Origin of the sequence: Sphingobium limneticum (genome assembly GCF_008710155.1) — a bacterium.
In the GTDB taxonomy this organism is placed as follows: domain Bacteria; phylum Pseudomonadota; class Alphaproteobacteria; order Sphingomonadales; family Sphingomonadaceae; genus Sphingobium; species Sphingobium limneticum.
In genome coordinates, this window is record NZ_VYPZ01000005.1 from 127,287 (window position 1) to 149,488 (window position 22,202).

General features: G+C 65.2%; 24 protein-coding genes. 10 read left to right on the forward strand and 14 right to left on the reverse strand.

The window, feature by feature from the left end:
• Nucleotides 1-5 precede the first annotated feature (5 nt).
• Both purD and F4U94_RS08330 read left to right on the forward strand, forming a co-directional pair.
• Entirely contained in the window at nt 6-1,289 is a 1,284-nt protein-coding gene (gene purD, locus F4U94_RS08325) for a phosphoribosylamine--glycine ligase (RefSeq protein WP_120252236.1), read from the forward strand.
• A gap of 68 nt (nt 1,290-1,357) precedes the next feature.
• Complete coding sequence (locus F4U94_RS08330) at nt 1,358-1,978, forward strand: hypothetical protein (protein ID WP_120251301.1); 621 nt, start codon at nt 1,358-1,360, stop codon at nt 1,976-1,978.
• Here the strand turns inward: F4U94_RS08330 and F4U94_RS08335 are convergent.
• Nucleotides 1,975-2,955: an acyltransferase family protein gene (locus tag F4U94_RS08335; protein ID WP_427772543.1), complete on the reverse strand. Its 981-nt coding sequence runs from the start codon at nt 2,953-2,955 to the stop codon at nt 1,975-1,977. The genes F4U94_RS08330 and F4U94_RS08335 overlap by 4 nt on opposite strands.
• 140 nt (nt 2,956-3,095) lie before the next feature.
• Between F4U94_RS08335 and F4U94_RS08340 the strand changes: the two genes are divergently transcribed.
• Complete coding sequence (locus tag F4U94_RS08340) at nt 3,096-3,758, forward strand: GDSL-type esterase/lipase family protein (RefSeq protein WP_249042035.1); 663 nt, start codon at nt 3,096-3,098, stop codon at nt 3,756-3,758.
• Between the two features lie 3 nt (nt 3,759-3,761).
• Here the strand turns inward: F4U94_RS08340 and F4U94_RS08345 are convergent, their stop codons facing one another.
• From F4U94_RS08345 to F4U94_RS08370, 6 genes are read right to left on the reverse strand one after another with little or no spacing between them, the layout of a single operon-like run.
• Nucleotides 3,762-4,379 carry a LutC/YkgG family protein gene (locus tag F4U94_RS08345; protein ID WP_120251299.1) on the reverse strand — a complete coding sequence of 206 codons (618 nt, stop codon included), beginning with the start codon at nt 4,377-4,379 and terminating at the stop codon, nt 3,762-3,764.
• On the reverse strand, nt 4,376-5,770 hold the full coding sequence (locus tag F4U94_RS08350; RefSeq protein ID WP_120251298.1) for a lactate utilization protein B: 1,395 nt from the start codon (nt 5,768-5,770) through the stop codon (nt 4,376-4,378). The genes F4U94_RS08345 and F4U94_RS08350 overlap by 4 nt, the downstream gene beginning before the upstream one ends.
• Nucleotides 5,767-6,525 (reverse strand): (Fe-S)-binding protein, encoded by a 759-nt coding sequence (locus F4U94_RS08355; protein WP_120252234.1) that lies wholly within the window; start codon nt 6,523-6,525, stop codon nt 5,767-5,769. Before F4U94_RS08355 ends, F4U94_RS08350 begins: the two co-directional genes overlap by 4 nt.
• Entirely contained in the window at nt 6,519-7,499 is a 981-nt protein-coding gene (locus tag F4U94_RS08360; protein WP_120251297.1) for an alpha/beta hydrolase, read from the reverse strand. The genes F4U94_RS08355 and F4U94_RS08360 overlap by 7 nt, the downstream gene beginning before the upstream one ends.
• Nucleotides 7,500-7,534: 35 nt before the next feature.
• On the reverse strand, nt 7,535-8,299 hold the full coding sequence (gene lra1 / locus F4U94_RS08365; RefSeq protein ID WP_120251296.1) for an L-rhamnose 1-dehydrogenase Lra1: 765 nt from the start codon (nt 8,297-8,299) through the stop codon (nt 7,535-7,537).
• A 26-nt stretch (nt 8,300-8,325) separates the two neighbouring features.
• The gene (locus F4U94_RS08370; protein ID WP_120251295.1) at nt 8,326-9,174 is read right to left on the reverse strand and encodes an IclR family transcriptional regulator; all 849 of its coding nucleotides are present in this window, start codon (nt 9,172-9,174) and stop codon (nt 8,326-8,328) included.
• Between the two features lie 189 nt (nt 9,175-9,363).
• On the opposite strand from F4U94_RS08370, the gene rhmD reads away from it, so the two are divergent.
• The 6 genes from rhmD to F4U94_RS08400 all read left to right on the forward strand — a co-directional run bounded on the left by rhmD (nt 9,364) and on the right by F4U94_RS08400 (nt 15,154).
• On the forward strand, nt 9,364-10,548 hold the full coding sequence (gene rhmD, locus F4U94_RS08375) for an L-rhamnonate dehydratase (protein WP_120252233.1): 1,185 nt from the start codon (nt 9,364-9,366) through the stop codon (nt 10,546-10,548).
• A 23-nt stretch (nt 10,549-10,571) separates the two neighbouring features.
• Complete coding sequence (locus F4U94_RS08380) at nt 10,572-11,429, forward strand: 2,4-didehydro-3-deoxy-L-rhamnonate hydrolase (RefSeq protein WP_120251294.1); 858 nt, start codon at nt 10,572-10,574, stop codon at nt 11,427-11,429.
• Nucleotides 11,426-12,175: an SDR family NAD(P)-dependent oxidoreductase gene (locus tag F4U94_RS08385; RefSeq protein ID WP_120251293.1), complete on the forward strand. Its 750-nt coding sequence runs from the start codon at nt 11,426-11,428 to the stop codon at nt 12,173-12,175. The genes F4U94_RS08380 and F4U94_RS08385 overlap by 4 nt, the downstream gene beginning before the upstream one ends.
• Before the next feature lie 182 nt (nt 12,176-12,357).
• Nucleotides 12,358-13,266 (forward strand): amidohydrolase family protein, encoded by a 909-nt coding sequence (locus F4U94_RS08390; protein WP_120251292.1) that lies wholly within the window; start codon nt 12,358-12,360, stop codon nt 13,264-13,266.
• Complete coding sequence (gene rhaT, locus F4U94_RS08395; RefSeq protein WP_120251291.1) at nt 13,263-14,324, forward strand: L-rhamnose/proton symporter RhaT; 1,062 nt, start codon at nt 13,263-13,265, stop codon at nt 14,322-14,324. Before F4U94_RS08390 ends, rhaT begins: the two co-directional genes overlap by 4 nt.
• Nucleotides 14,324-15,154 (forward strand): alpha/beta hydrolase, encoded by an 831-nt coding sequence (locus F4U94_RS08400; protein ID WP_120251290.1) that lies wholly within the window; start codon nt 14,324-14,326, stop codon nt 15,152-15,154. Before rhaT ends, F4U94_RS08400 begins: the two co-directional genes overlap by 1 nt.
• Nucleotides 15,155-15,158: 4 nt before the next feature.
• Here the strand turns inward: F4U94_RS08400 and F4U94_RS08405 are convergent, their stop codons facing one another.
• From F4U94_RS08405 to F4U94_RS08435, 7 genes are all read right to left on the reverse strand, one after another.
• Complete coding sequence (locus F4U94_RS08405; protein WP_120251289.1) at nt 15,159-16,208, reverse strand: LacI family DNA-binding transcriptional regulator; 1,050 nt, start codon at nt 16,206-16,208, stop codon at nt 15,159-15,161.
• A 274-nt stretch (nt 16,209-16,482) separates the two neighbouring features.
• Complete coding sequence (pal, locus tag F4U94_RS08410; protein ID WP_120251288.1) at nt 16,483-16,998, reverse strand: peptidoglycan-associated lipoprotein Pal; 516 nt, start codon at nt 16,996-16,998, stop codon at nt 16,483-16,485.
• Between the two features lie 118 nt (nt 16,999-17,116).
• Nucleotides 17,117-18,451 carry a Tol-Pal system beta propeller repeat protein TolB gene (gene tolB / locus F4U94_RS08415; RefSeq protein WP_120251287.1) on the reverse strand — a complete coding sequence of 445 codons (1,335 nt, stop codon included), beginning with the start codon at nt 18,449-18,451 and terminating at the stop codon, nt 17,117-17,119.
• Nucleotides 18,448-19,461, reverse strand: coding sequence for a cell envelope biogenesis protein TolA (locus tag F4U94_RS08420; protein ID WP_120251286.1), 1,014 nt, complete (start codon nt 19,459-19,461; stop codon nt 18,448-18,450). The genes tolB and F4U94_RS08420 overlap by 4 nt, the downstream gene beginning before the upstream one ends.
• Nucleotides 19,462-19,479: 18 nt before the next feature.
• On the reverse strand, nt 19,480-19,956 hold the full coding sequence (locus F4U94_RS08425; RefSeq protein WP_120251285.1) for an ExbD/TolR family protein: 477 nt from the start codon (nt 19,954-19,956) through the stop codon (nt 19,480-19,482).
• Nucleotides 19,956-20,660 carry a protein TolQ gene (gene tolQ, locus F4U94_RS08430; protein ID WP_120251284.1) on the reverse strand — a complete coding sequence of 235 codons (705 nt, stop codon included), beginning with the start codon at nt 20,658-20,660 and terminating at the stop codon, nt 19,956-19,958. Before tolQ ends, F4U94_RS08425 begins: the two co-directional genes overlap by 1 nt.
• Complete coding sequence (locus F4U94_RS08435; RefSeq protein WP_120251283.1) at nt 20,657-21,127, reverse strand: YbgC/FadM family acyl-CoA thioesterase; 471 nt, start codon at nt 21,125-21,127, stop codon at nt 20,657-20,659. Before F4U94_RS08435 ends, tolQ begins: the two co-directional genes overlap by 4 nt.
• Before the next feature lie 163 nt (nt 21,128-21,290).
• Here F4U94_RS08435 and F4U94_RS08440 point away from each other — a divergent pair, with 163 nt between their 5' ends.
• Nucleotides 21,291-22,169, forward strand: coding sequence for a 3-hydroxybutyryl-CoA dehydrogenase (locus tag F4U94_RS08440; RefSeq protein WP_120251282.1), 879 nt, complete (start codon nt 21,291-21,293; stop codon nt 22,167-22,169).
• The last annotated feature ends 33 nt before the right edge of the window (nt 22,170-22,202 follow it).

Genomic DNA, 22,202 nt, shown 5'->3' on the forward strand with positions numbered 1-22,202 from the left:
GCGACATGAACATCCTTCTGCTTGGCGGCGGCGGCCGCGAACATGCGCTGGCATGGAAACTGGCGCAATCGCCCCGGCTCGATACGCTCTTCGCCGCGCCGGGCAATCCGGGCATAGCCGAGCATGCCACATTGGTCGACCTCGACGCGACGGATCATCGTACCGTGCTGGATTTCTGCATCCGCCATTCGATCGCCCTGGTGGTGATCGGGCCGGAAGCGCCGCTCGTCGACGGCCTGGCCGACAATCTGCGCACCATGGGCGTGCCGGTCTTCGGCCCCAACAAGAAAGCGGCGCAACTGGAAGGGTCGAAGGGCTTTACCAAGGATCTGTGCCAGCGCGCCAACATCCCCACCGCTGCCTATCTGCGCGTCACCAGCAAGGACGGCGCCCTCGCCGCGCTCGATGATTTCGCGCTGCCGGTCGTCATCAAGGCGGATGGGCTTGCCGCTGGCAAGGGCGTCATCATCGCCGAAACGCGCGACGAAGCGGTCGAGGCGCTCGACACCATGTTCTCCGGCGCGTTCGGCGCAGCCGGCGAGGAAGTCGTCCTCGAAGAATATATGACCGGCGAGGAAGCCAGCTTCTTCGCGCTGACGGACGGCAGCGCGATCCTGCCTTTCGGCTCTGCGCAGGATCACAAGCGTGTGGGCGATGGCGACACCGGCCCCAATACCGGCGGCATGGGCGCCTACAGCCCGGCCCGCGTGCTGACGCCCGAACTGGAGGCCCAGGTGATCGAAACAATCATCAGGCCGACCGTCGATACCATGGCGGCCGAAGGCATGCCCTATAGCGGCGTGCTTTATGCGGGCCTCATGCTGACCGCCGAAGGGCCCAAGCTGATCGAATATAATGCCCGGTTCGGCGACCCCGAATGTCAGGTGCTGATGACCCGCTTCGACGGCGATCTGGTCGATCTGCTGCTCGCCGTGGCGCAGGGCAAGCTCGCCGATCAGGGGCCGGTCCAGCTGGCCGACCGTGCCGCACTCACCATCGTCATGGCCGCCAACAACTATCCGGGCACGCCCGAAAAGGGCGGCGCAATCGCCGGAATCGATGCGGCGCAGCAGACAGGGGCCAAGGTTTTCCACGCCGGCACCGCGGACAAGGACGGCGTGCTGGTCGCCAATGGCGGGCGCGTGCTGAACGTCACCGCCACCGGCGACACGGTCGGCGCGGCGCAGGCCGCCGCCTATGCGGCGGTGGACGCGATCGACTTCCCGACCGGCTTCTGCCGCCGCGATATCGGCTGGCGTGAGGTCGCGCGCGAAGCGGAAAAAGGCTGAAACCCTTGCGGCGCGAGGGAAACCGTCCTTAAATAGCGTATAGCATTTTTGCAGGGGAGAGACGCGCGATGCAGGAATTCTTCATGGACTATGGACTGTGGCTGCTGGTCGGCCTGCTGGTCGTCATCGCGCTCGTCTTCCTTCTGTCGGGCCGGCGCAAGGCGGAGCAGCCGATCGAGCCGGAGGCTACCGCAGAGCCGGCGACGTCGCCGGTCACGCCGCCCACGCCGTTGCCCTATGTCGATCCGATCATCGCCGCACCGGTCGCGTCGGCCCCGCCCCCGGCTCCGATCGTGGTCGAACCGGCCGCGGCGGTGGATCCTGTCGTTCAGCCCGTTGTCGAAACGGCGCCCGAACCCGCGCCTGCTCCGGTCGCACCAACGCCGGAGCCGGCCCCAAAACCCGAACCGACTTCCGCTTCCCCGGCCGTCGCCGCCGTTGAGGAGGACGGACAGGACGACCTGCTGCGCCTCAAGGGCGTCGGGCCCAAGCTCAAGACGCTGCTGATCGACCTTGGCGTGACCCGCTATGCGCAGATCGCCGGCTGGACAGATGTGGACATCGCCGCGATCGATACGAAGCTCGGCACTTTCAAGGGCCGCCCGGTCCGCGACCAGTGGGTCGATCAGGCGAAATATCTCGCCGCCGGCGACATTGCCGGGTTCGAAGCGAAATACGGCAAGATTTAAGCGGGCTGCGGCTCGGGTTCCAGCGGCGCGTCCTCGCTACGCCGGCGGATCGGCGGCACGCTGCCGATCCAGCGCCGCACCCCCTTATGGGCGGCCGACAGCCGGCCCAGCCCGAACAGAAGCGGCACGGACAGCGCCAGCGTCGATGCCGGACCGATGCCGGTGGCCATGATCAGCCCCATCACCAGCGGATGCCATAGATAGAAGAACAGGCTGTCCCGCCCGATATGGTTGATCGGGGCGAAGGACAGGCGCAGCGCCGCAAAGCGCGGCAGCAACGCGATGAGGCTGAGGCACATCAGCAGCCGCGCGGGGACGAAGGCGAAGATATTGGGGTCATGCTCCAGCTCCGACCACCATCCCATGCCCAGCCCCGCCGTCAGCAGCGCGACGCCCAGATAGCGGGTCGGCAACCCCCGTTCAGCCATCAGCATGCCGAAGAAGAAATAGACCGAATAGCGGAGATAGCGGCCGTCGGGCGACAGCAGGGTCGACCCGATCGGGCCAAGATTCGGGCCGAAACTGTACATGATCGACAGGCTGAACGGCACGCCGATCCATACCAGCCAAATCGGTCGCAACGGTACCGCGCGCGCAACCAGAATCAGGAAGAAGAGCACCGGTATATACCAGAGGTGAAAGGGCGGTCGCAGCAGCAGGTCGATGGGCGTGCGCCACGACAAAGGCCAGCCGCTCACCAGCATATAGACGATCGCCGCCACCAGCCAGGGCAACAGCATGCGCTCGCCATAGCGGCCGAAGAAATGATCCCGTGTCTCGCTGCGCAGCCGCTCGATATTGAGCAGATAGCCCGATATGCCGATCATCAACGGCATGCGGAATCCCGACCCGATCCACAGCGCCAGATGCTGCGCATGGGCCAGTTCCATGGCATGTCCCACCATCACGAGCAGGATCAAGACCCCCTTCAAGAGGTCGATCGACGGATTCTTCCCCAAGATACCCCCCAGTCCCACCGGGTTTTTGGCACAATTCCCCTTTAGGAAGCTTTAAAAAATCTTGGTTAAGCGCCTAATGTCCTGAATCGCGGACCGACATGAGCCAGGGAATTGCTGTATTGAGCCGTATCGACGCTTCGCCTTTGGCCAAATTGCTCATGGCCCTGCTTGTCTTCGCGGTCATCATCGTCGGCTGGCGCCTCTATGGCCGCTATCGCGAATCCCACGCGGCCCTGCCCGAAGCGGGCGTGGCAAAGGGCGATTGTGCGCTCTGGTTCGTGGGCAGCTCGTCCATCCATCGCTGGACCAGTCTGGAAAAGGACATGGCGCCATGGGCGACGGAAAATCGGGGCATCAACGGCGCGGTGCTGACCGACATCCTGCCCCGTTTCGCCAATATCAAACCCGGTGAAGGGCGTCCGCGTGCGCTGATCCTCTATGTGGGTGAAAATGACATCGCCAGCGGCGTGCCGGTGCGCACCGTGATGCGGCAAATGGCCCAGCTGTTCGACCTGCGCGACCGGTTGCTGCCCGATGTGCCGGTGCTGCTGCTGTCGGCCAAGCCCAGCCCCGGCCGCGCCGCCTTTCTGGGCGAACAACGGCTGTTCAACGCGGCGGCGCAGCATTTCCTGCCCCATATGCGCAGCGCCTATTATGGCGACATCACCACGCCGCTCTTCGCCGACGGCAAGCTGGGCGACAATTATCAGCCCGACGGCGTCCATATGAATGCCCATGGCTACGCCATATGGTCCGATGTGGTGCGCCAGCGTCTGCGCGCTATCCTGCCGCCCGACGTGACGCGCCATTGCGCGCCCTGACGCTCAGCCCACAGCGCCGCGCAGCAGGATGACGTGCAGGAATCGCGGCCCATGGGCGCCGCGCACATAGGTGCCCTCGATATCCGTGGTCCCCGACACGCCGGTGATCCAATAATGGGCGCGGGGTTGCGCGCCGACTAATGGGGCATCCTCCAGATGCGCGGCGATATCCTCCACCGCCAGCAGCACGATATGATGCAGCGCCAGGAAATTGGGCAGCATCGGCGCCTGCGGTGCCGTCTCGAACACCAGTGAACCGGTTTCGGCGATCCCCAGCCTTGCGATCGCCAGCGTGGCAACCTCGTCCGGCGCGGCAGCCTCATGCAGGGTGAAACCGCTCCAGTCGCATGCGCTCAGGCGCGGATCGCGCGGCAGGCACAGGGTATGCGGCTCGCCCTGCGCCGCCAGATAGCGCGCGACCGCGGCCGGCAGGTCGGCGACCGTGTCGATCGCATCATGGCTGGCGCTGACGCTGGGGAGCGCCAGCCGGGCCAGAAATTCCGCCTCCAGCGCGCCTGTATCCACCGCCGGCCGCTCCGGCGCGATCAGCAGCGCGTCGGCCGCCGCCTTGTCCGGCGCCGCGCCCTTCAGCTTGGCCAGAATGGCGTCCCGCGCGCTCATGTGCGGCGCCCCTTCTTATATTGGTTCATGAAGGTCTGCGGCGCAGGCTTGGGCATGTCGCGATAGCGGGTCCATCCGCCCGCCAGCGGCAGACGGCTGATCCAGCCCTTTTTCCCCAAAATCTGCATCACCCGCACCGCAACGCCGGTGCCGAATCGATACAGTGCCGGCCGCCGCGCCACCCAGGCCCAAATCCCCAGCCCCCAGCGCATCGACGTCGGCTCCAGCCCCTCGCGCCAGCTCTTCTCGCGCCACCCGCGCAGCAGCGTGGGCAGGGGGATGCGCACCGGGCACACTTCCTGACACTTGCCGTTCAATGTACAGGCGCTCGCCAGTTCGCGGCTTTGCTTCAGCCCGTCGAACACGGGCGTCAGCACCGCGCCCATCGGCCCCGGATAGGTACCGCCATAGGCATGGCCGCCAATCTGCCGAAACACGACGCAATGATTCATGCACGCGCCGCAACGGATGCAGCGCAGCATCTCCGCCAGCCCCTCTTCGCGCATCTTCGTGCGGCCATTGTCGACCAGCACGATGTGCATCTCCTCCGGCCCGTCGCGATCATCCGCCCGCTTCGGCCCGGTATAGAAGGTCGTATATTGGGTCAGCGTCGCCCCGGTGGCCGATCGCGCCAGCATCCGCAGCATATGGATGGCGTGCGGCATGCTCGGCACGATCTTCTCGATCCCCGCCGTCACGATATGGACGCGGGGCGGCACCAGCGACAATTCGGCATTGCCCTCATTGGTGACGGTGCAGACCGCGCCTGTATCCGCGATCAGGAAATTGGCGCCCGATATGCCGACGTCGGCGCCCAGCATCTGCGTGCGCAATTCCCGCCGCGCGCTTTCCGCCATGGCGGCGATCGTCTCTTCCTCATGCGGGCTGCGATGCTTCGCCTTGAACAGCGCCGACACCTGCTCGCGCGTCTTGTGCATGGCGGGCCAGATGATGTGCGAGGGCCGTTCGTCGGCCAGCTGGATGATATGTTCGGCCAGATCCGTCTCGACCCGCCCGATCCCCGCTTCGGCCAGCGCATGGGGCAGGCCGATCTCTTCGCCCAGCATCGATTTGGACCGCGCCACGCTCTTGGCGCCCGCCGCCTTGCAGATGTCGATGACGATTCGGCACGCCTCGTCCGCCGTGCTGGCCCAATGCACCTTGGCCCCGGCCGCGATGGCCTTGGCCTCGAACTGCTCCAAATAGGCGCCCAGATGCGCGACGACATGGTCCTTGATCGCCGCCGCCCGGTCCCGCGCCGCCTCGAAATCGGGAAAGGCGTCCACCGCCACCGCGCGCTTGGCCTCGGCCGTGCCGGCGGTCCGCTCGACCGCGACCTTCAATATCCGATCGGCCAACGCCAGATCGACGCGATCGGTAAAGCCGCTCATGCCTCTTCCCCGATCGCCGGGCCGTCGCCCATGCCGGCGATCAGCTCGATCGCGTGGAAAGCGCGCACCTTGCTGCCCTTTCGGTTCAGCTTCCCCGCCATGTTCATCAAACAGCCCAGATCGGCCGCCAGCAGCAGGTCCGCCCCCGTCGCGTCGATGGCATCGGCTTTTTCGCCGACGATCGCATTGGAAATGGACGGATATTTGACGCAAAATGTGCCGCCAAAGCCGCAACATGTCTCCTCGCCCTGCAATGGCGCGAGACGCAGCCCCTCCACGCTTTTCAGCAACCGGCGCGGCTGTGCCTTGATCCCCAGTTCGCGCAGGCCCGAACAGCTGTCATGATAGGTCGCCTTGGCGTCCAGACTCACGCCCTCAGGCCGCCAGCCGCAGACTTCGTCCAGATAGGCCATGATCTCGAACGTCTTGCCCGCCACCGCGTGCGCGCGCGGCAGCCATGCCGCATCATGTTCGAACAATTCGGGATAATGGCAGCGGATCGTCCCCGCGCACGACCCCGACGGCACCACGACCGCCTCATAGGGTTCCAGCGCCGCGATCGTCTGCTTGGCCAGCGCCACCGCATGGTCCCGGTCGCCGCTGTTCAGCGCAGGCTGACCGCAGCAGGTCTGCCCTTCCGGCACCACCACCTCGCACCCCGCCGCCTCCAGCGCGCGGATCGCGGCAAAGCCGATGCGCGGCCGCATCAGGTCGACAAGGCAGGTGACGAACAGGGCGACTTTACGTGTCATAATCCATGGCGTTTCGCGAAATCGAGGAACAGGTCCGGCCAGGGGGCCGGTGCGGCGGGCGGGGCGACCAGGCCAAAGCCATGACCGCCATTTTCGAACAGATGGCATTCGACCGCTATGCCCCGCGCGCGCAGCGACGCCAGCATCGCCAGGCTGTTGTCCACCGGCACGGCGGGGTCGTCTATCGCATGCGCCAGGAAGACCGGCGGCGTCTCCGCGCTGACATCCTGATCCAGCGAATAGTCGCGCATGCGCTCGGGCGACGGCGTCTCGCCCAGCAATTGCGTGCGCGACCCGGCATGGACGAACGGTCCCTCCATCTGGATCACCGGATAGATATAGGCGGCAACGGCGGCCTTGATCGGTTCCCGATCGGCGGAATCGACCGGCTTGTAACTTTCGACCGGCATACGGCTGGTGAGCCAGGCGGCCAGATGCCCGCCCGCCGAAAAGCCCATCACGCCCACCCTGTTCGCATCATATCGCTCGCGTGGCGCCAGCGCCCGAACCAGCCGCAAGGCGCGCTGCGCATCCTGCAACGGCGCCTCCGCGCCTGCCGCCCAACCGTCGGCGGGCAGGCGATAGAGCAGCGAGAAACAGGCATAGCCCGCCGCCGCCAGCCGCCGTGCCACATTATAGCCCTCATGGCCGATGGCGACCCGGCTGTAACCGCCGCCGGGGATCAGCAATATCGCCGCGCCATTGGGCTTTGCGGGCCGCAGCAACGTCAGGGTCGGCGTCACCACATGGGCGAAGACGCCATCGTCCGGTCCGCTATCGGGCCGGCGCAGCGTCTCCACCTCCTGCACGGTCACCTGCTCGCCGCCCGGCGCCTTGCCCGGCCAGATCGGAAAGCGCTCGAACCCCTGGGGCAGGGGGAAGGGGCCGGTCTTGACCGTCTGGCCCAGCGCCGGCCCGGCCATGGCCGCGCTCGCTATGGTGCCGGCCAGCAAGGTGCGGCGATCGATCGAAGTCATCGGCGATGGGTTCCTCTCCGGTTGTCGTGTCGCCCTTATTGCAGGTTCACATACATGCCGCCATCGACCAGCAGCGCGGCGCCGGTGACATAGGCGGCCATATCCGACGCCAGAAACACGATCGGCCCGGCCAGATCCTCCGGCTGGCCCAGACGGCCGAGCGGCGTGCGCGCCTCCATATATTGGCGCTTCTCGACATCGGCCAGATCATCCTTGTTGATCTCGGTCAGGATGGTGCCGGGCAGCACGCTGTTGCAGCGGATGCCATATTTGCCCAGAGCAATGGCCGTGGACTGCATCAGCGAATGCACGCCCGCCTTGGTCGGGGTATAATGGGTCTGATATTCCCCGCCGACCAGCGCGGAGATGGACGACACGGCCACGATCGACCCGCCATGGCCTTGCTTGACCATCTGCTGCGCGGCGGCCTGCACCATGAAATAGGCGCCGTGCAGGTTCACCTTGAAGGTCCGCTCCACCACATCGACCGGCATGTCGAGGAAGGCGTGGAAGGGGCAGATGCCCGCATTGCTCACCATGACGTCGACCTTGCCGAAGGCGTCCACCGCCTTGGCCACGAAATCCTGCGCCGTCTGCGGATCGGCGACATCGCCCTTCACCGCGATGGCGCGCTGGCCCAGCGCCTCGATCTCCGCGACGCAGCTGGCCGCCGGCCCATCGCTGTTCGCATAGTTGATGACGACGTCGGCGCCATGCTGGGCGGCGCCGATCGCGGCGGCGCGGCCGATGCCGGTCGATGCGCCGGTGACGAGGACGGTCTTGCCTTCAAGCAGCTTCATGGGATCGCTCTTCCTTCAGATGATATCTATCGCCGCACCGGGCGGCGGGGGGATTTGACGCCGGGGGTCCAGCCCAGGTCGCCGCTGATCTTCTGCGCCGTCTCGCGAACGGCGGTGCTCAAATCCTGCATCCGCTCGTCGTCCATATATTGGGCGGCGCTCGACAGGCTGATCGCGGCGACGATCGCGCCGGACGCATCGCGGATGGGCGCGGCGACGCAGCGTATCTGGTCCTCATTCTCCTCCAGGTCGAAGGCGCGGCCTTCGCCGACATAGCTGCGCATCCGCTCCAGCCACACGCCATAATCGGCGGCATGGGTGCCAGCTTCATATTCCGCGTCGAACATCCGGCGCCACACCGGCTCGGGGTCGTCCAGCAACAACGCCTTGCCAAGGCCGGTGGAGGTCAGCGGATGGCGGTCGCCGATCCGGCTGGAAATTTCCACGCGACGGCGGCCGGGTATCTTGTCGAGATAAAGGGCTTGTTCGCCATCCAGCCGCCCCAGATGCACCACATCCTCGCTGGCGGCGGCCAGCATTTCCAGATGCGGCCGGGCGATCTGCACCACGTCCGCCTGACTCTGCGCCAGAAATCCCAGCTGCAACAGTTTCGGCCCCAACTGATAGCCTTCGCGCGGCAGGAAGGTCAGGAAACCCCGCTCCACCATCGCATTGGCCAGCCGATGGGTGGTCGACCGGGTCAGGCCCATCCGTTCGGACAGGTCGGCCAGCTTGATCGGCCCGTCGATCACCTGGTCGAGCAGGTCCAGCCCACGGTGCAGCGTCTGCGACCCGCCCGCTTTCGCGGCAGCCTTATCCTCTCGCGCCAAATTTTCCGACCCATCCGATTCTGGGTTTGACGTTTTCTGTCTCATCTAATAACACTCTATCCCACAAAATGAGAAAAACAAGGGTGAAGGAGAGGCCGACCTGATTCTTCCGGTCCTGCCAAACTGACACTCTGGTCCCGCTCCCCGCGGCACCTATCATATTGTGAAGGTTTTTGCCTGCCGTTCCCACATGTTGAACGCGGGCTGGGTTGAGGGAGTTTTCGCGTGCCGATCGTGACGTTGCCGAAGATCAAGCATGTCCGCGCTTTCACCGTGCGCGGCGGTGGTGCCGACTATCATGACCAGGGCGAAGGCCACTGGATCGACGACCATATCGCGACGCCTATGTCGAAATATCCCGAATATCGCCAGTCGCGCCAAAGCTTCGGCATCAACGTGCTCGGCACGCTGGTGGTGGAGATCGAGGCGGAGGACGGCACCGTCGGTTTCGCCGTGACCACCGGCGGCGAACCGGCCGCCTATATCGTGGAAAAGCATCTCGCCCGCTTCCTCGAAGGGCGCGCGCCGACGGATTATGAGAAAATCTGGGACCAGATGTATTTCTCGACCCAATATTATGGGCGCAAGGGGCTGGTCATCAACGCCATTTCCGGCGTCGATCTGGCGCTCTGGGACTTGCTGGGCAAGCTGCGGCAGGAACCGGTCTATCATCTGCTGGGCGGCGCGGTGCGCGACGAACTGCAATTCTACGCCACCGGCGCGCGGCCCGACAAGGCGAAGGAATTCGGCTTCATCGGCGGCAAGATGGCGCTGCATCACGGCCCGGCCGAAGGCGTCGAGGGCCTGAAGAAGAATATCGCCGAACTGGCCGACATGCGCGCGAAGGTGGGCGAGGATTTCTGGCTGATGTGGGATTGCTGGATGGCGCTCGACGTCGATTATGCCACTCGCCTCGCCATCGCCGCGCATGAGCTTGGCCTCAAATGGATCGAGGAGGCGATCAGCCCCGACGATTATTGGGGCTATCAACAGCTCAAGCGCAACGTGCCCAAGGGCATGCTGGTTACCACCGGCGAGCATGAGGCGACCCGCTGGGGCTTCCGCATGCTGCTGGAAATGGACTGCTGCGACATCATCCAGCCCGATGTCGGCTGGTGCGGGGGCGTGACCGAATTGCTCAAGATCAGCGCGCTGGCCGACGCCCATGGCAAGATGGTCGTGCCGCATGGCTCGTCCGTCTACAGCTATCATTTCGTCATCACCCGCCACAATTCGCCCTTCGCCGAATTCCTGATGATGCATCCCGGACCAACGGAAGTGGTGCCTATGTTCCATCCGCAATTGCTGGGTGAGCCGGTGCCGGAAAATGGCCGGATGAAGGTGAGCGCGCTCGACAAGCCGGGCTTCGGTGTCGACCTCAACCCCGACATCGCGATGCACCGCCCTTACACCCACTGATTGCCTGAAGAGAGAAACCTCCCATGAAATTCGTTCGTTTCGGCCAGCGTGGCCAGGAAAAGCCCGGCGTCATCGACAGCGACGGTAACATCCGCGACCTGTCCGGCATTGTCCCCGAACTGACCGTCGCCACTATCGCCACTGCGCAGGCCGCCGACATCGCCTCGCTGCCGATCGTCGAAGGCGAACCGCGCTATGGCGTGCCGGTCAAGGGCATCGGCAAGATCGTCGCCATCGGCCTCAATTATGAAGATCATGCGATCGAATCGAATCTGCCGATCCCGACCGAACCGATGATGTTCATGAAGGCGCTGTCTTCGCTGAACGGTCCCAATGACGAAGTCGTGCTGCCCAAGAACAGCACCCATGGCGACTGGGAAGTCGAACTGGGCGTCATCATCGGGCAAACCTGCCGCTTCGTCAGCGAAGAAGATGCCCTGTCGAAGGTCGCGGGCTACACCCTCGTCAATGACGTGTCGGAACGCTTCAACCAGAAGCAGCGCGGCACCCAATGGTCCAAGGGCAAGGGCCATGACACTTTCTGCCCGGTCGGTCCCTGGCTGGTGACGCCCGATGAAGTCGGCGATCCGCAGAATCTCGACATGTATCTCAACATCAATGGCGAACGGATGCAGACCGGCAACACGAAGACGATGATCTTCAACGTCGCCCAGCTCATTTCTTATGTCAGCGAATATATCACTCTCTACCCCGGCGACCTGATGATCACCGGCACGCCGCCGGGCGTGGGGGAAGGCAAGAAGCCAGAAGCCATTTACCTGAAGGCCGGCGACGTCATGGAACTGGGCATCGAAAAGCTGGGCGTCCAGACGCAGGCCGTGGCGGAATGGCGTCACCTAGGTGACGAGGTGTTGGGATGAGCGTCTATGCCGGCCGTTTCGCGGGCCGCAACGCGATCATCACCGGCGGCGCGTCGGGCCTTGGCAAGCAGGTCGCCGCGCGCATCGTCGCCGAAGGCGGGCAGGTGGCGCTCTGGGATCTCAATCCCGAAGCGCTCGCCGTCACGAAGGAAGAGGTCGGCGCCGCCCATGTCGTGGCGCTGGACGTCAGCGACTATGCCGCCGTCGCCGCCGCCGCGAAGGAAACGGCCGCGGCGCTGGGCAAGGTCGATATCCTGATCTGCTCGGCCGGTATCACCGGTGCCACGGCCACGGTGTGGGACTATCCGGTGGACAGCTTCCAGCGGGTGATCGACATCAACCTCAACGGCCTCTTCTACTGCAACCGCGAAGTCGCGCCCTTCCTGCTCGACAATGGCTATGGCCGGATCGTCAATCTCGCCTCGGTCGCAGGCAAGGAAGGCAATCCCAACGCCAGCGCCTATAGCGCCAGCAAGGCAGGCGTGATCGGCTTCACCAAGAGCCTAGGCAAGGAACTGGCCGGCAAGGGCGTCATCGCCAACGCGCTGACCCCCGCGACCTTCGAAAGCCCGATCCTGGCGCAACTTCCGCAGAGCCAGGTCGATTATATGCGTTCGAAAATCCCGATGGGCCGCCTTGGCCTGATCGAAGAATCGGCCGCCATGGTCTGCTTCATGGCCAGCGAGGAATGCAGCTTCACCACCGCGTCCACCTTCGACACGTCGGGCGGCCGCACGACCTTCTAATGCGCAACAACCGTTCGTCCTGAGTAGTCATTGAGCGAAGTCGAAATGGCGTATCGAAGGATCGCTCAGACAGTCCGTCGATACGGGGCTTCGACAAGCTCAGCCCCTACTCGGGACGAACGGCATGTTTTTGAAAAGCGGTATATCCGGCCGAAGACCGGGCTGTCCGCAGGGGAGATTTGATGGCTGACCTGCCCTTTGTCGATGCCCATATCCATCTGTGGGACTTGCACCATATCCGCTACGACTGGCTCAGCCCGCCCTTCTCGGACGAAGGGCCGAACGGCAGCGTCGAACCCATCGCCCATGACTATGGCGTACCGGAATATCGCGCCGACCTCGCCCGCTGGAACGTCGTAGGCGCCGTCCATGTCGATGCCGGCGCCGCTGCGGACAGCGCGTTGCGCGAAACCCAGTGGCTCGATGGCCTTGCCCAGATCGAGGGCCTCCCCACCGGCCTCGTCGCCTTCGCCGCGCTGAACGACCCCGATGTAGACGCGCTTCTGGCCGCGCAGGCGGCGCACCATCGCGTCAAGGGCATCCGCCATATCGTCAACTGGCATCCCGATCCAAAGCGCACCTATGGCCCGGTCGACCTGACCGTCGATCCGATATGGCAGGCCGGCTATGCGCTTCTCGCCAAACATGGCCTCTCCTTCGACCTGCAATGCTATCCGGGCCAGATGCCGGGCCTTACCCCGCTGATCGAACGCCATCCCGACATTCCGGTCATCATCAACCATATGGGCATGCCGGTCCTGACCGACGCCGATGGCCTCGATGACTGGCGCCGGGGCATGAAGGCGCTCGCCGCGCTCCCCCATGTCGCGGTGAAACTGTCCGGCATGGGCTTCATCCGCCGCGACTGGACTCGTGAGACGATCGAACCGCTGGTCCGCGAAACCATCGACCTGTTCGGCATCGACCGCTGCGCCTTCGCCAGCGACACGCCGACCGACAAGCTGTTCGGCCCGATCGACCGCTATATGGAATCCTATCACGCCATCGTCGCGGATTTCCCGGAAGCCGACCGCCTCGCCCTCTTCGCCGGCAACGCCAACCGCCTCTATCGTCTGGGACTGGACCTATGATCGGAAATCCCCTGCTCGGCGTCCTCTTCCACTGGCTGGGCGGCTTCGCCTCGGCCAGCTTCTATGTCCCCTTTCGCGGCGTCAAACGCTGGAATTGGGAGATTTTCTGGATCACCGGCGGCCTCTTCTCCTGGGTCGCCGCCCCCTGGTTCTTCGCCTCGGTCCAGACCAACGACCTGATGGGCGTGATGGCCCAGCTGCCGTCCTCGGTAGTCGGCTGGTGCGTCTTCTTCGGCATCCTCTGGGGCTTTGGCGGCCTGACCTATGGCCTGACGATGCGCTATCTCGGCCTCTCGCTCGGCATGGCGGTAGTGCTGGGCCTTTGTACCGTCTTCGGAACCCTGATCCCGCCCATATTCGACGGCAGCTTCATGACGGAAATCGCCGGCACGCTGCACGGCCAGATCGTCCTCCTCGGCCTCGCCGTCACGGTGCTGGGCATCGTCGTCGTCGCCCGCGCCGGCGCCCGCAAGGATGAAGCGCTGTCGTCAGCGCAAAAAGCCGCCGCCGTCGCCGAATTCGATTTCAGGAAGGGCATCGCCGTCGCCATCTTCTCCGGCATCATGTCCAGCTGCTTCGCCTTCGGTCTGGCGGCGGGCGAGCCGGTCAAGGCGCTGTCCGCCGCCGCGGGCACCGGCCCGCTCTGGACCGGCCTGCCGACCCTCTGCCTCGTCATGTTCGGCGGCCTCATCACCAATTCGCTCTGGTGCGGCTGGCTGATCGTGAAGAACAAATCGGCGGGCCAATGGGTCGGCGCCCCCGACGCATCGGGTCAGCGCCCCAAGCTGCTCCCCAATTTCCTGCTCTGCGCGCTCGCCGGCACCGCCTGGTATTTCCAATTCTTCTTCTACACCATGGGCGAAAGCCAGATGGGCCGCTTCGGCTTTTCCAGCTGGACGCTGCACATGGCCTCGATCATCATATTCGGCACATTATGGGGCTTCGCCTTCCGCGAATGGAAGGACGCCGCCCCCGCCATTCGCCGCATGGTATGGAGCGGGGTCGGCCTGCTGATCCTGGCCACCATCATCATCGGCTACGGCAACCGGCTCGCCTGATGCTGGGGGCTGATCTGGTCTGGCCGCTGCACGGTGCGGCCACGGGCGCCTTCATGCTGGCGGATGAAGCGGCGATGCCCGAACAGGCCCCCGAAAAGGCCGTCGTGACCGCCGTCGATCGCCCGGTCCTGCTCGGCTATGCGCCCGAAACGCCCAACGGCCGCGCGATGCTGATCCTGGGCGGCGGCGGCTATACCGCGCTGATGGCGGGGCGGGAGGGGGTGCAGGTCGCGCGCTGGCTGACCGCGCTCGGCTATCACGCCTTCGTCCTCATCCACCGCTTCCCGCATGCAGGCACCAGCCCCTCCGCGCCGCTGGATGACGCACTGGCGGCGATGCGGATGATACGCGCCAGCGCCCTCGCGCCGGAAGGACTGGGCGTCGTCGGCCTCTCCTCGGGCGGTCATCTCGCCGCCTGCCTGATCGCCGACTATCCGGCCGAATGGGGTAAGGCGGCCCCACAACGGCCCGACATAGTCGTGATCGGCTACGCCCCCATCTCCACCAATGCGAAGGGGCGCACGATCATCGCGGACAAGCCGCCCTTGCCGCCGCTGGAGAAACAGGCGCTCTACGACGCGCTTCAGCCCGACGCGCAGCTTCTGCCCGACCCACCGCCGACCTTCATCGTCTATGCCGGCAACGATCCGGTCGTGCCGGTCGCCAACGCCCACCGCTTGCACGACGCGCTCACGGCAGCGGGCGCCAGTCCGGAACTCCACATCTTTGCCGACGCCCCGCACGGCTTCGCGCTCGATACGCCGGACCTGCCGGTATCGCTCTGGCCCCGCCTGTGCGAAGCCTGGCTGCGGCAGATGGGGTTTCTCTAATCCATCAATGCCGCGCCGGCACCGCATCCGACTGGCGACGGATCAGCTGATAATCCAGCTTCACCTTGCCGATCACTCCGTCCGCGCCCTCATCCTGGCTGCGGAACCGCATCGCCAGCAGGCCGATCGCTTCCCGGCTCATGTCGCGGATCGGCTGGCGAATGGTGGTCAGCGCCGGCCAGATCGCGCTGGCCAGCGGCGTATCGTCGAACCCGCAAATGCTGATCTCGGCCGGCACATTGACCTTGCGCTGATGCGCCACCGTGATCGCGGCGGCCGCCATATCGTCGTTGCAGGCGAAGATCGCCGTCGGCCGCTCGTCCAGCGCCATCAACCGCTCCGCCGCATCCAGCCCCGACCGGTAACTGAAATCCCCCGGCACGATCAGCGCCTCGTCCAGGTCCAGCGCATGATGCACCAGCGCATCCTTATAGCCCTGCAATCGCCGCGCGCTCGACCGGTGGCGCGGATTGCCCTCGATAAAGCCGATCCTCTTATGCCCCAGTTCGATCAGGTGCCGGGTCAGGTCATAGGCGGCATGGCGGTCGTCGGTGCTCACGCTCAGCATGTCGGGCACATCCTGATCGGTGGCGATGGCCACGATGGCGATGTCGCGCGCACGCAGCCCCTCGACCAGTTCCGCCCAGTCGCACAGCGGCGGCGGCAGGATCACGCCCGCGACATGGGCCTGTGCCACCTGCTCGACGATTTCGGCGGCAAAGGCGCCCGGCGCGCATTGCTCGACCACCAGATGCAGGTGCCGCTGCGGCGCTTCGCTCATCGCGCCGAGCAGCAATTCGCCCAGATAGGCGGACGTGGTCGAATGGCTGTGGAGCAGGGCGACCCGCCGGTCCGCACTTCCCGCCAATGCCCGCGCCGACGCATTGGGGACATAGCCCAGCGCCTTAACCGCCAGATCCACCGCCCGCCTCGCCTTGGCGCTGACCAGCGCCTTGCCGTTGACCGCGCGTGATGCGGTCATGATCGACACGCCCGCATGGGCGGCGACTTCCTTGATCGTGGGCGGTTTCTTCTTCGGCTCGCTCTTCTGCATCGGCCATGCCTAGCCGCTTTTACAGCGGGTTAAAATCATGGGATGGGATTAGATCGTCGATGATCTGTCCTATCTGCGATCGCCCATGATAGAATGCCGGAAACAGGGACGCGCGATTGATAGATTATGTCCAACTGCGCTTCTAATATTTCAACCTTGGGGGGAACTGTGCGAAGTTAAGCGCCGCCCGTTCCTTTGCCGGCCGTCCACCGCCAAGAAAAAGGCCCGCCGGTCGCGCGAACCGGCGGGCCTTTTCTATGCCTCGATCAAACGATCAATATTGGATGGTGACGGTCACCGCGCGGCGATTCTGCGCCCAGCTGGCTTCGTCCGACCCCAGCGCCGCCGGCCGTTCCTTGCCGTAGCTGACGGTGGTCAGCCGGCCCGGATCGATCCCCAGCGAGGCGAGATAGTTCTTGGCCGCATTGGCGCGGCGCTCGCCCAGAGCGATATTATAATCGCGGGTGCCGCGTTCGTCGGCATGCCCCTCGATCGTCACGCGCACCGACGGATTCTGGCGCAGCCAGGCCGCCTGGCTCTGCAAGGTCGCCTGATCCTCGGCATCGACATCATATTGGTCCAGGCCAAAGAAGATGCGGTCGGCCGCGACCGACGCCAGGAAATCTTCCTGGCTGCCCTTGACCGGACCACCCGAACCGACCGGGCCGGTGGGGGCCGTCGTGCCGCCGGTGCCGCCGGGGGCGGGGGGCAGTTCGGCCGGCGGCTTCTTCGAACAGGCGGCCAATGCGATGATCGCCGTGGCCATCACCAAGGTCCGGGACAGTTTCATGGGTGTCTCCTTCGATATTTTTTTATGCCGCCCGCTAAGACGTCATCAGGGTCCGTGAAGTTCGTTACGCTGTCAAGACGACTAGGTTCCCCATGAACATCGCCGCCTGAACGCAGGATTACGGCAACAACGGTCCCCAGGCCGGGTCGGAACCGCTGAGCGGCGTCGGAATCCGGCGCTCGTTCACCCCCGTCAGGTCGACCTGCCACACCTGGCTGCTGCCCTGCTTGCCTGGCGTCGTGCGGAAAAATTGCAACACGCGGCCATTGGGCGACCAGGTCGGCTGTTCGTCCTGCCAGCCATTGGTCAGAATGCGCTCATTGTCGCCGCTCGGCGTCATCACCGCGACCTTGAAGTCGCCCGACAGCTTGGTGAACGCGATCAGGTCGCCGCGCGGCGACCATTCGGGCGTCGCATAGCGGCCGCCGCCATGGCTGATCCGGCGCTGGTTGGAGCCGTCTGCGTTCATGACATAGATTTGCTGCCCGCCCGACCGGTCGCTTTCGAACACGATCTGGCTGCCGTCGGGCGAATAGCTGCCGCCCACGTCGATGCCCGGCGATGTGGTCAGCCGCACCGGCGTGCCGCCATTGGCCGACACGCGATAGATGTCGGTATTGCCGGCCACCGCCATCGAAAACAGGATATTGCGGCCATCGGGCGACCAGCGCGGCGCGAAGGTCGCGTTGCTGCTTTCCGTCACCAGCTTCTGCTGCCCGGCGCCGATGTCGTAGATGAACAGCCGTACCCGGCTGCCCAGATAGCTGACATAGAGGATCGATTTGTAATCGGGCGAGAAACGCGGCGTCAGCGCCATCGACTGGCCATTGGTGATGAAGCGATGGTTGGCGCCATCGCTATCCATGATGGCCAGCCGCTTGACGCGATTCCCCTTGGGACCGCTCTCGGCGATATAGGCGATGCGGCTGTCGAAGAAGGGGCTTTCGCCCGACAGGCGGGCATAGATGGCGTCTGCGCATTTATGCGCGGCCCGGCGCCAGTCTCGCGGTGCAACGACATAGCCCTGCCGTGTCAATTCCTGCTTCAGCGCGACGTCGTAGAGATAGCAGCCCACGGTAATGTCCGCCTCGCCGCCGGTCGTGCGCACGAAGCCCTGCACCAGCGCCTGATAGGCGCCCCATTTGGCATAGACCGGGTTCGTCACCTCGGGAAAGGCGATCCCCGGCAGGCCGCCCGGCCCGGAAGGATCGAACAGGCCGGAGCCTTTGAGGTCGGACGCGATCACTTCGGCGATCTTGCGGCCCAGTTCGCTGGCCGTTCCGGCGGGCGTGGCCACATCCTGCTGCGCGGGCAGGGATGGCACGGCGACCTTGACATTGCTGTCGATCTCGCCGGTCACATCGACCGACAGCTGTGCCATGGCGGGCGCTGACAATATGGCGGTCAGCGCGACGGTGGCCATCGCCAGGCGGCGTAAAATGCTGGTCTTCATCGGTTCAGCCTCGCGTCAAAGCGGAGTGGCCGGAGCCATTTCCATTGGTCGTAAAATTCGGGCGGCATGTTGCGGAAGGGGGATGCCAGCTTCACCGCCTGGATCGCCCGCTCCGCATGCAGCTTGGCTTGCGGTCGGTTGCTGGCGGTCACGCCCTGCTGGTCGATGACCTCGGGCGTGCCGATGACTGCGCCGCTCTTGTCCAGTCGGACTTCCAGCAGTGTCACCAGCTGATCGGCATCCGCGCCCGAAGGCGGGCGCCAGTGCGGCTTCAATTGACGGCGCAATTCCGCGTCCAGCGCCGACTTCTGCGCCGGCCCCATGGCGGCAGCCGGCGGCGGCGCGGGGGTGCGTGGCGCATCCTCCTTGCTGTCGATGCCTTTCAGGAAATCCTTGCCCAGCAACGATCCCTTGGGCTTGTCGGCCTTGCCGGCGCCAGACGCCTTGGCCGGCGCATCGCTCTTGCCCTTGGCATCGCTCTTCGCCTTGGATGGCGCGGCGGCGGCCGCCTTGGGCTTTTCAGGCGCAGGCTTCGCCCTGGCGGCGGGCTTTTCCGGGGCGGGCTTCGCCTTGGGCGCGGGTTTTTCCGGCGCCGGCTTGGGCTTGGCCGGCGTCTTGGCGACCTCTTTCTTGGGCGGCGCGGGCTTGGGGGCGGGTTTCGGCACCTCCTTCACCACCGGCTTGGGCGGCGTCGGCTTGGGCAGGGGCTTGGGCACCGGCTTGGGCTCTGGCGGCGCAGGCGTCGGTTCGGGCGCCGGGGCCGGTTCGGGCGCAGGCTTGGCGTCCTCGGTCGGTCCCTGCTCCGGCGCGACGCTGGGGGGCGGGGGCTGGGTCGAAATCTGCGGCGCGGTCGATTGCAGCGCGACCTCGTCCACCAAGCTGATGTCCATCGGCGGGGACTTCAGCTTCAACGGGTTGGGGGTGGACAGGAAACCGGCAGACAGTAGCCCGAACAGCAGGACATGTCCTGCCGTCGCGACGCCAAGGCCGATCTTTTCCGTACGCTCCATATTGCTGACCTATGGCCCCTATTCTGAACTGCCGCTGTCCGAACCGGCGCTATCCGCACCGCCGGCGTCGGTGCTGACCAGCGATACCTTGTTCAGGCCGGCGCGGTTAAGCTCACCCATCACCCGCATCACCCGGCCATAATCCAGCGCCGTGTCGGCGCGCAGGAAGATTTGCGGCGGTTCGGGCTGGCCGGCATGGGCCGATGCGATCTCGGCCAGCCGATCGGGCAGGTCTGCGTCGCCGATCTGGTCGTCGTTGATGAACAGTCCGCCGTCGCGGTCGATCGACACGATCGTCGGCTTGGCGTCCGCATCCAGTCCCTTGGCCCGCGTTTCCGGCAGGTTCACCGGCACGCCCGTCACCAGCAGCGGCGCGGTCACCATGAAGATGATCAGCAACACCAGCATGACGTCGACCAGCGGCGTCACGTTGATGTCGGCCATCGGCGCACGCCCGCGTCCGCGCCGGGCGGAGGGAGGACCGGACATCGCCATTACCGTTGCGCCTCCAGCTCACGGCTCAACGTCGCATAGAAACTGTCGGCAAAGCGGGTCAGTCCCGCTTCCAGCCGGTTGATGCCATGGCTGAACCGGTTGTAGGCGATCAGCGCCGGGATCGCCGCGAACAGGCCGATGGCGGTCGCGAACAGCGCTTCTGCAATGCCCGGCGCCACGACCGCCAGCGAACTATCCTGCTCCGCCGCGATGCTGGTGAAGGCGCGCATGATGCCCCACACCGTACCGAACAGGCCGATGAAAGGCGCGGCCGACGCGACCGTCGCCAAAATGTTCAGCCGATCCGACAGCCGATCCACTTCCGACGCGATCGTGCTCGACATGGACGTCGCCAGCCGGTCGCGCGTGCCGTCGCGGTCGATCACCTTCTGCGCGGTGGACCGGCGCCATTCGGTGACGCCTGCCGCCATCACCTTGGCCGCCGGAAATTCCGTCTTGCCGCGCGATTCATAAAAGCGGTCGATATCCTCCGCCTTCCAGAAATCCGCCTCGAACTTGCGGCTTTCCTTGCTCGCCTTGCGCAGGCTGAAGCTGAAGCTGATGATGATCGCCCAGGTCCAGATGCTGGCCAGCAACAGGCCCAGCATCACGCCTTTCACGACGATGTCGGCCTGAAGGAACAGGGCCAGCGGGGAAATGGTCGCGGCGTCGGTAATGGCGCCGGCAGGCAGGTTGAGCGTCATGGGTGAAGGTCTTCCCCTTGCAACAGGCGGGTGAAAATGTCGGTCCAGGCCTTGGGCTGGCGCTGCGGGCGACCCTGCGGCGTCAGCCAGGCGACGGAAATGCTGGCGTTCGTCAACTCTTCCGCGCCGCACCTGACTGACTGATGAATGACACAGCTGGCGGCGCGCACCGCCGTCACATGGCTCACCACCATCAGGTCGTCGTCCAGCCGGGCGGGGCGGCGATATTTGATCTGAAGGTCGGTGACGGCATAGACGCCCGCACCCCCTTCATGATTGGCACGCTGGTCGATGCCCGCGACGCGCAGCATGTCGGACCGGGCGCGCTCCATATAGCGCAGATAATTGGCGTGGTAGACGAGGCCCGACAGGTCGGTATCCTCGAAATAGACGCGCACGGGGAAATGATGCACGGCGGCAATGAAGCGTCCGGTGGCCGGCGCAGGCATCATTTCGGAAACAGACATGCCGGGCTTTTAACCATGGCCGCCGCGCAGCGCAAAGCCGGAAATAGCGGCCTTATGCAATCCGTCCGCCATGACGGCACATTCCATCGCCCGATGTAATGTGCGGTAGCCCAGATGCGGCAGTGCAGCTAAAGACGTGTGCAGTCATAATGGAGAGACAGGCATGACGGATATTCGGACGGTAGGCGTGATCGGCGCGGGTCAGATGGGCGCAGGCATCGCGCAGGTCGCGGCGCAGGCGGGCTATGAAGTCATACTGTCGGACATCGACCTGCCCCGCGCGGAAAAGGGGCTGGCCGGCATCGCCAAGCTGCTCGCCCGCGCCGTGGAAAAGGAAAAGATCAGCCAGGCCGACGCCGACGCCGCGCTCGCCCGCATCACGCCCGCCGGCGACATCGCGCCGCTGGCCGGCGCGCAACTGGTGATCGAGGCCGCGACCGAGCGGGAAGAGGTGAAGCGCGCCATCTTCGCCAATGTCGGCAAGATACTGGCCCCCGACGCCATCCTCGCCACCAACACCTCGTCCATCCCCATCACCCGCCTTGCGCAGGCCGCGCCGGATGCCGGCCGCTTCGTCGGCGTCCATTTCTTCAACCCCGTGCCGGTGATGGTGTTGGTGGAGGTCATTCGCGGCCTTGCCACCTCGCCCGAGACGGTCGCCGCTGTGGAGGGTTTCGCCGCAAAGATCGGCAAGACCACGGTCCACGCCTTCGACGCGCCGGGCTTCGTGGTGAACCGCATCCTGCTGCCGATGCTCAATGAAGCCGTGTTTGTGCTGGGCGAAGGTGTGGGCAGCGTCACCGACATCGATCAGGGCTGCAAACTGGGCCTCAATCACCCGATGGGGCCGCTGACCCTTCTGGATTTCGTCGGCCTCGACACCGCGCTCGAAATCCTCAACGTCTTCCTCACCACCACCGGCGACCCCAAATATCGCCCGGCGCCGCTGCTGGTCAAATATGTCGAAGCCGGCTGGTACGGCCGCAAGACCGGCAAGGGCTTCTACGACTATTCGGGACCGGAGCCTGTGCCTACGCGTTAACCCCCGTCTTTACGCTCGTCATTCCCGCGAAGG